Origin of the sequence: Sandarakinorhabdus sp., from assembly GCF_041689835.1 — a bacterium.
In the GTDB taxonomy this organism is placed as follows: Bacteria; Pseudomonadota; Alphaproteobacteria; order Sphingomonadales; family Sphingomonadaceae; genus Sandarakinorhabdus.
This window is the reverse complement of record NZ_JBDNFM010000141.1, coordinates 1-5970: the sequence shown is the minus strand read 5'-3', so window position 1 is coordinate 5970 and position 5970 is coordinate 1. Positions and strand designations below refer to the sequence as shown.

Sequence of the window (5970 nt, the reverse complement as noted above, 5' to 3'; positions counted from 1 at the left end):
GAAATCGACATGCTGCTGGACGTCACCACCCAGATCGAAGGCCACACCATCTGCGCGCTGGGCGATGCCGCGGCGTGGCCGATCCAGGGCCTGATCCGGCATTTCCGCCCCGAGATCGAGGCGCGGATTGCGCGGCGCAAGGGCTTTGTGCAGGTGCCGCATATGGCGGTGGCGGCGGAGTAACCGTCAGATGCCCTTACTGGCAGTCATTGGAGTTGTGACGGTCTTGGCTCTTGGGCTCTGGCTTCTTTCGCTTGTTCCAGGTTGGGCATGGTTGACTGCGGTAGCTCTTGTGTTGGGAATTTTGGCGCTTGTTGCATTGGCATCGTTCGGTGAATGGCTCTCAGAAAAAGTTGGCACAATAAAGGCGCTTGATGTTTGGCGATCGGAATCTGCTGATCGTGCACTTCTGCAGCGCAATGGAATTGTTGGCCCGCCTTTGTGGTTGCCACCAATGCTGTGGTCAAAAGAAGTCAGACTAAAGCTAGCCGACCTGTAACGACAGGCTTGATCCTTCGACAAGTCATGCTGGCGCAGGCCAGCATCCATAGTGCCGCCTGCGTGAATTTTCCGGTTGAGGCGCGCTTGGCGCGGCGGTGGATGCTGGCCTGCGCCAGCATGACATGGGAAGGCGGGGACAGTGAATGGCCAAACCCGGTTGGGTCTATCTCATGGCCAGTGCGCCGCGCGGGACGTTGTATCTGGGCGTCACCTCAAACTTGATGAACCGGGTGCAGCAGCATCGCACGGGTCATTTCGAGGGCTTCACCTCGCGCTATGATGTTAAGCGGATCGTGTGGAACGAGGCCTACCCTGACATTGCCGATGCCATCCGACGCGAGAAGGCGATGAAGTTCTGGAAGCGGGAATGGAAAATCCGGCTGATCGAAGAGCACAACCCGCTTTGGCATGATCTTGCAGTGGGTTGGGGCTTTCCGTCGCTGGGTGATTGAGAGCCGCTTTTCCCTACCCGGTCATGCTGGCGCAGGCCAGCATCCACCTCACCGCTCGCGCTGGCTGGCTCGCCGGATTGCTCTAGCTCCACGATGGATGCTGGCCTTCGCCAGCATGACGGAGGAGGGGTTGAAAAATGCCCTTTGCACTGGCGTTTTGTCGCACTTTCCCCTAATTCGGGAGGGCAAATGAATTTCGCCTGAAAGAACCAAGAAAACCCCCATGGTATCAACCACTACACCCCCTGCCGGCGAGCCTGATATTCAGCCGATTTCCATCGTTACGGAGATGCGGACGAGTTTTCTTGATTATGCCATGTCGGTCATCGTTTCCCGCGCGCTGCCGGATGTGCGCGACGGATTGAAACCGGTGCACCGCCGCATCCTGTGGGGCAGTTACGAAAACGGCTTCACGCACGGCAAGCCGTATCGCAAATCGGCGCGCATCGTTGGCGATGTGATGGGCAAATATCACCCGCACGGTGACAGCGCGATTTATGATGCGTTGGCGCGCATGGTGCAGGATTGGTCGATGCGGCTGCCGCTGATCGACGGCCAGGGCAATTTCGGCTCGATGGACCCGGATGCACCGGCCGCCATGCGCTATACCGAAGCCCGGCTGGCGAAATCCGCCGAAGCGCTGTTGGCGGATATCGAGAAGGACACGGTCGATTACGTCGCCAACTATGACGGTTCGGAACAGGAACCGACCGTTTTGCCGGCGCGCTTTCCCAATCTGCTGGTCAATGGTGCCGGCGGTATTGCCGTGGGCATGGCGACCAATATTCCGCCGCACAATCTGGGCGAAGTCATCGATGCGGTGCGCGCTTTTCTCGATGATCCGCTGATCACTGTCGAAGGCCTGATGCACCACGTTCCGGCGCCGGATTTCCCCACCGGCGGCATCATTCTGGGCAGCAGCCAGCTGAAGCAGGCTTATGAAACCGGGCGCGGCAGCATCCGCATCCGGTCGCGCCACGTGGTGGAGGAAGGCCGCGGCGACAAGCGCGCCATCGTGCTGACGGAAATCCCGTTTCAGCAGGGCAAGAACGCGCTGGTGGAAAAAATCGCCGAGGCGGTGAAGGACAAGCGCATCGAAGGCGTTTCGGATTTGCGCGATGAATCCAACCGCCTGGGCGTGCGCATCGTGCTCGATCTCAAGCGCGATGCCACGCCGGACGTGGTGCTCAACCAGTTGTGGCGCTATACTCCCGCCCAGCAGAGCTTTGCCTTCAACATGCTGGCCATTCGCGGCGGCCGCCCGGAATTGATGGGCCTGAAGGACATCATCTTCAGCTTCGTCGAATTCCGCGAAACGGTGATCACCCGCCGTTCCAAGCATGAACTGATGAAGGCGCGCGAGCGGGCGCACCTGCTCATTGGCCTGGTGATTGCCGTGGCCAATCTGGATGAAGTGGTGCGCACCATCCGTGGCAGCGCCAGCCCGGCCGATGCGCGCGAAACCCTGATGGCGCGCGACTGGGATGCCAGCGAAATCCGCCCCTATCTGGCGCTGGTCGAAGCCGGCACGGTAGAGGTTGATGCGCCCACCATCCGGCTTTCCGAGCTTCAGGTGCGCGCCATCCTCGATTTGCGCCTGCAGAAGCTCACGGCGCTGGGCCGCGACGAAATCGGCAACGAACTGCAGGAACTGGCGGCCAGCATCACCGATCTGCTGGATATCCTCACCGACCGGGCCCGTTTGCGCCGTGTCCTGCGCGCCGAGCTTGACGGCGTGACCGATGAATTCCAGTCCAAGCGCCGCACCGAACTGGTGTTCAGCGCCGAAGACATCGACGATGAAGACCTGATCGAGCGCGAAGACATGGTGGTCACCGTCACCCTGTCGGGCTGGATCAAGCGCGTGCCGCTGGCTGAATATCGCGCCCAAAATCGCGGCGGCAAGGGCCGCAACGCCATGGGCACCAAGGATGAGGACGCGGTGACAACGCTGTTTGTTACCTCCACCCACAATCCGGTGCTGTTCTTTTCCAGCGCCGGCAAGGTGTATCGCCTGAAGGTGTGGAAGCTGCCGCAGGGCTCACCCCAGGCCAAGGGCAAGCCGATCAACAATCTGCTGCCGCTGGCCGATGGCGAAACCATCACCAGCGTGCTGCCATTGCCCGAGGACGAGACCCAGTGGGGCCGGCTGCACGTGATGTTTGCCACCGCGCGCGGCCATGTGCGGCGCAATTCGATGGACAGTTTCACCAACGTGCCAACCGCCGGCAAGCTGGCCATCCGTTTTGAAGACGATGATGACGACCGGTTGATCGGCGTGGCACTGTGCGATGCGGCTGACGATACCTTCCTGGCGGCACGCAGCGGCAAGGCCATCCGTTTTGCGGTGGATGACGTGCGCGAATTCGTGTCGCGCACCTCAACCGGTGTGCGCGGCATGACGCTGGCCGCCGGCGATGAAGTGGTGTCGATGGCGATCCTGAAGGGTTTTGACGCTGGCCCGCAGGAGCGTGAGGATTATCTGAAGGCGGCAGCGTGGAAGGCCGAACCCGGCGAACGCGCGCTTTCGGAAACCCGGATGGCGCAGTTTGCGGCCGCCGAGGAGTTCATCCTGACCATTTCGGCCAACGGCTTTGGCAAGCGGTCGTCGGCGTTTGAATATCGCCAATCGGGCCGCGGCGGGCAGGGCATCCGCAACATCGCCGAAAGCGATCGCAACGGCGACGTGCTCGCCAGTTTCACCGCGCGCGATACCGACGATGTGATGCTGGTGACCGACCAGGCCAAGCTGATCCGCCTGCGTGCCGTTGATATCCGCATCATGGGCCGCGCCACCAACGGCGTTACCCTGTTCAAGGTGGCCGACGATGAGCATGTGGTTTCGGCCGCGCTGATCCCGGCCGATGCCGAAGAGGACGTTACCGGCATCGAATTGGCGGGCGATACCGAAGCGCCGGGTGATACCGACGTGCCGGGCGAGCCCGATGCGCCCGGCGATATCGAAGCGCCAGACGAGGGCGCCTAAATGCGGGCGGCGCGGGCCAGCAACCCGCGTCCCACCCCCAGCGTGATGAGCCACTGGCCGCCGAAGTATAAGATCCACACCAGCGCGCCATCGGCATCCGGACCCAGCAACCGGCCGCCGCCCATGCGCAGCACCAGGATGGTATCGGACAGCACGAACGCCAGCGCCCCCAGCACTGCCAGTCGCGGAAAGCGGCTGAGCCACAGTGCCGCCGTCATGCCGGTGAGCAGCACGGCATACGCCATGGCGGGCAGGAAAATCATGCCGGCCGGGGTGATGAGCGGCGGCATCGCCAGCCCGTACAGCAGCAGCAACGCCGCCACCAGCCAATTGCCGGTGCTGGCGCCAGTGCTGGCACCGGTTCTGGCCGCGCGGCGGTGGCGGGCATAGAAGACGATGGCCAGTGCATGACCAGCAGCAAAACTGGCTGCCCCCGTCATGAACTGGCCGGGCAATTCCAGCAGCACATCGCCCAGCGCGCCCAGCGCCAGGATCGCCGCCAGCCACCGCGCGCCATCGGCCCGGATCTGCAAGGCCGACACCGCCAGCAGGGCGACGCCGCTGCCTTTCAGTGCGACATTGGCTGCCCCATCCATGAGCGGCGACAGCAGCAGGTAGGCAAATCCGGCAGCCAGCGCAGCCGCAAGCCCGGCGCGGAACCGTAAAGGCAGGCCGGCCAGCGGCAACGAGGCGGCAAGAGCCGGCATGTGTTCCCGAGACTCGCGCGTCGCGGCGGCGAGGGCAAGGCTTGCCGGCAAAACTCACCCATTGTTCATCTTGATGATGCAAAAGAGCAGGGCAAGCAGTGGCTGTGGCTGGTTGACGCGGCGGCCGGTGCGGCTTAGCTCAACTCCATATTGCTTGAGGGAGGCATGAATGAAGACGATTGCAACCGCCTTGGCGCTGGCACTGTTGACCAGCACCGGAATGGGGCTTGCCAGCCCGGCGTTGGCCCAGAAACCTAAGGACAAGGCTGCCGAAAAAACGGCACCGCCCAAGTTGTCGAAGCCGATCCTGGCCGTCGTCATGGCGGTGCAGAAGCTGCAGACGGCCGGTGATCATGCCGGCGCGCTCACCAAGCTTGCCGAAGCTGCTGCCGTGCCGCGCACCGACAAGGATGACGCGCTGATCATGGCCAAGCTGAAGCTGTTTTCGGCCCAGAACCTGAAGGACAACGCCAAGCTGGAAGAAGCGTTGCTGGAAGCGGCCGAAGCGCCGTCGATCACGGCTGAAGAAAAGCTGACCTTTTCCAAGTTCATCGCCGGCCTCGCATCCAACCGCAAGGACTACCAGAAGGCCTGGAAATGGTATGAATTCTACCTGGCGCAGAAGCCTGACGATGTGGACATGCTGGTGCAGGCCGCAAGCGTGAATGCCGCTCTCGGCAGCAAGGCGCGTGTGGTCGAATTGTTGTCCAAGGCCATCGATCTGCGTGAAGCGACCGGCCAGAAGGGCGATCGCAGCTGGTATGAATTCAAGTCGCAATCGGTCATCGACAACAACATGACCGACAAGATGATGCCGGCGCTGCTCAGCTGGGCGCGGGCGTTCCCGGAACCCAAGACGTTCAATCTGTCGATCGAGCTGGTCAAGCAGCGCGGCGGCAACATGGACAACAACGTACTGCTTGACTGGGGCCGCCTGATGCGGGCCGCCGGGGCGATGACGACCGCCAACAATTATCTGGAATATGCCGATGCCGCCATCGAACGCGGCATGCCCAACGAGGCCGACACGGTGTTGAAGGAAGGCATTGCCAAGAAACTGATCGATCCGGCGCGGACCAACATCGCCGAGATCGTCAAGCTGGCGGCATCGAAGAACACCGAGACGCGCAATTCGCTGCCGGGCCTTGAAAAGGAAGCCAAGACCAGCCCGCGCATCGGGCTGGTGGTGGCCGATACGTTGGCCAACCTTGGGCAGTACGAGAAGGCCGTGGGTTTCTACAAGGGCTTGATCGGCAACACTGTTGTGGATCAGGACACGGTCAATCTGCGCATGGGTGCGGCGTTGCTCAAGATGGGTGACAAG

Annotated in this window: 6 protein-coding genes; 5 read left to right on the top strand and 1 reads right to left on the bottom strand. The window is 62.1% G+C overall.

Annotated features, from left to right (window positions below):
- From ACESL8_RS07765 to gyrA, 4 genes are all read left to right on the top strand, one after another.
- Positions 1 to 183, top strand: a 183-nt coding sequence (locus ACESL8_RS07765) for an NADH-ubiquinone oxidoreductase-F iron-sulfur binding region domain-containing protein (RefSeq protein ID WP_372917530.1), incomplete at its 5' end; no start/stop codon positions are given.
- Positions 184 to 226: 43 nt separating this feature from the next.
- Positions 227 to 499, top strand: coding sequence for a hypothetical protein (locus ACESL8_RS07760; RefSeq protein ID WP_372917528.1), 273 nt, complete (start codon positions 227 to 229; stop codon positions 497 to 499).
- A gap of 145 nt (positions 500 to 644) precedes the next feature.
- Positions 645 to 953 carry a GIY-YIG nuclease family protein gene (locus ACESL8_RS07755; RefSeq protein ID WP_372917526.1) on the top strand — a complete coding sequence of 103 codons (309 nt, stop codon included), beginning with the start codon at positions 645 to 647 and terminating at the stop codon, positions 951 to 953.
- A gap of 223 nt (positions 954 to 1176) precedes the next feature.
- Positions 1177 to 3939 (top strand): DNA gyrase subunit A, encoded by a 2763-nt coding sequence (gene gyrA / locus ACESL8_RS07750; protein ID WP_372917524.1) that lies wholly within the window; start codon positions 1177 to 1179, stop codon positions 3937 to 3939.
- Here the strand turns inward: gyrA and ACESL8_RS07745 are convergent.
- Positions 3936 to 4646 (bottom strand): lysoplasmalogenase family protein, encoded by a 711-nt coding sequence (locus ACESL8_RS07745; RefSeq protein ID WP_372917522.1) that lies wholly within the window; start codon positions 4644 to 4646, stop codon positions 3936 to 3938. The two genes, gyrA and ACESL8_RS07745, sit on opposite strands and share 4 nt — an antisense overlap.
- A gap of 169 nt (positions 4647 to 4815) precedes the next feature.
- Here ACESL8_RS07745 and ACESL8_RS07740 point away from each other — a divergent pair.
- The coding region (locus tag ACESL8_RS07740; RefSeq protein ID WP_372917520.1) for a hypothetical protein at positions 4816 to 5970 on the top strand (1155 nt) is incomplete at its 3' end.

Coding starts and splice junctions, on each gene's coding strand:
- ACESL8_RS07755 (WP_372917526.1), top strand. CDS start 645: ATGGCCAAACCCGGTTGGGTCTATCTCATGGCCAGTGCGCCGCGCGGG.
- ACESL8_RS07745 (WP_372917522.1), bottom strand. CDS start 4,646: ATGCCGGCTCTTGCCGCCTCGTTGCCGCTGGCCGGCCTGCCTTTACGG.
- gyrA (WP_372917524.1), top strand. CDS start 1,177: ATGGTATCAACCACTACACCCCCTGCCGGCGAGCCTGATATTCAGCCG.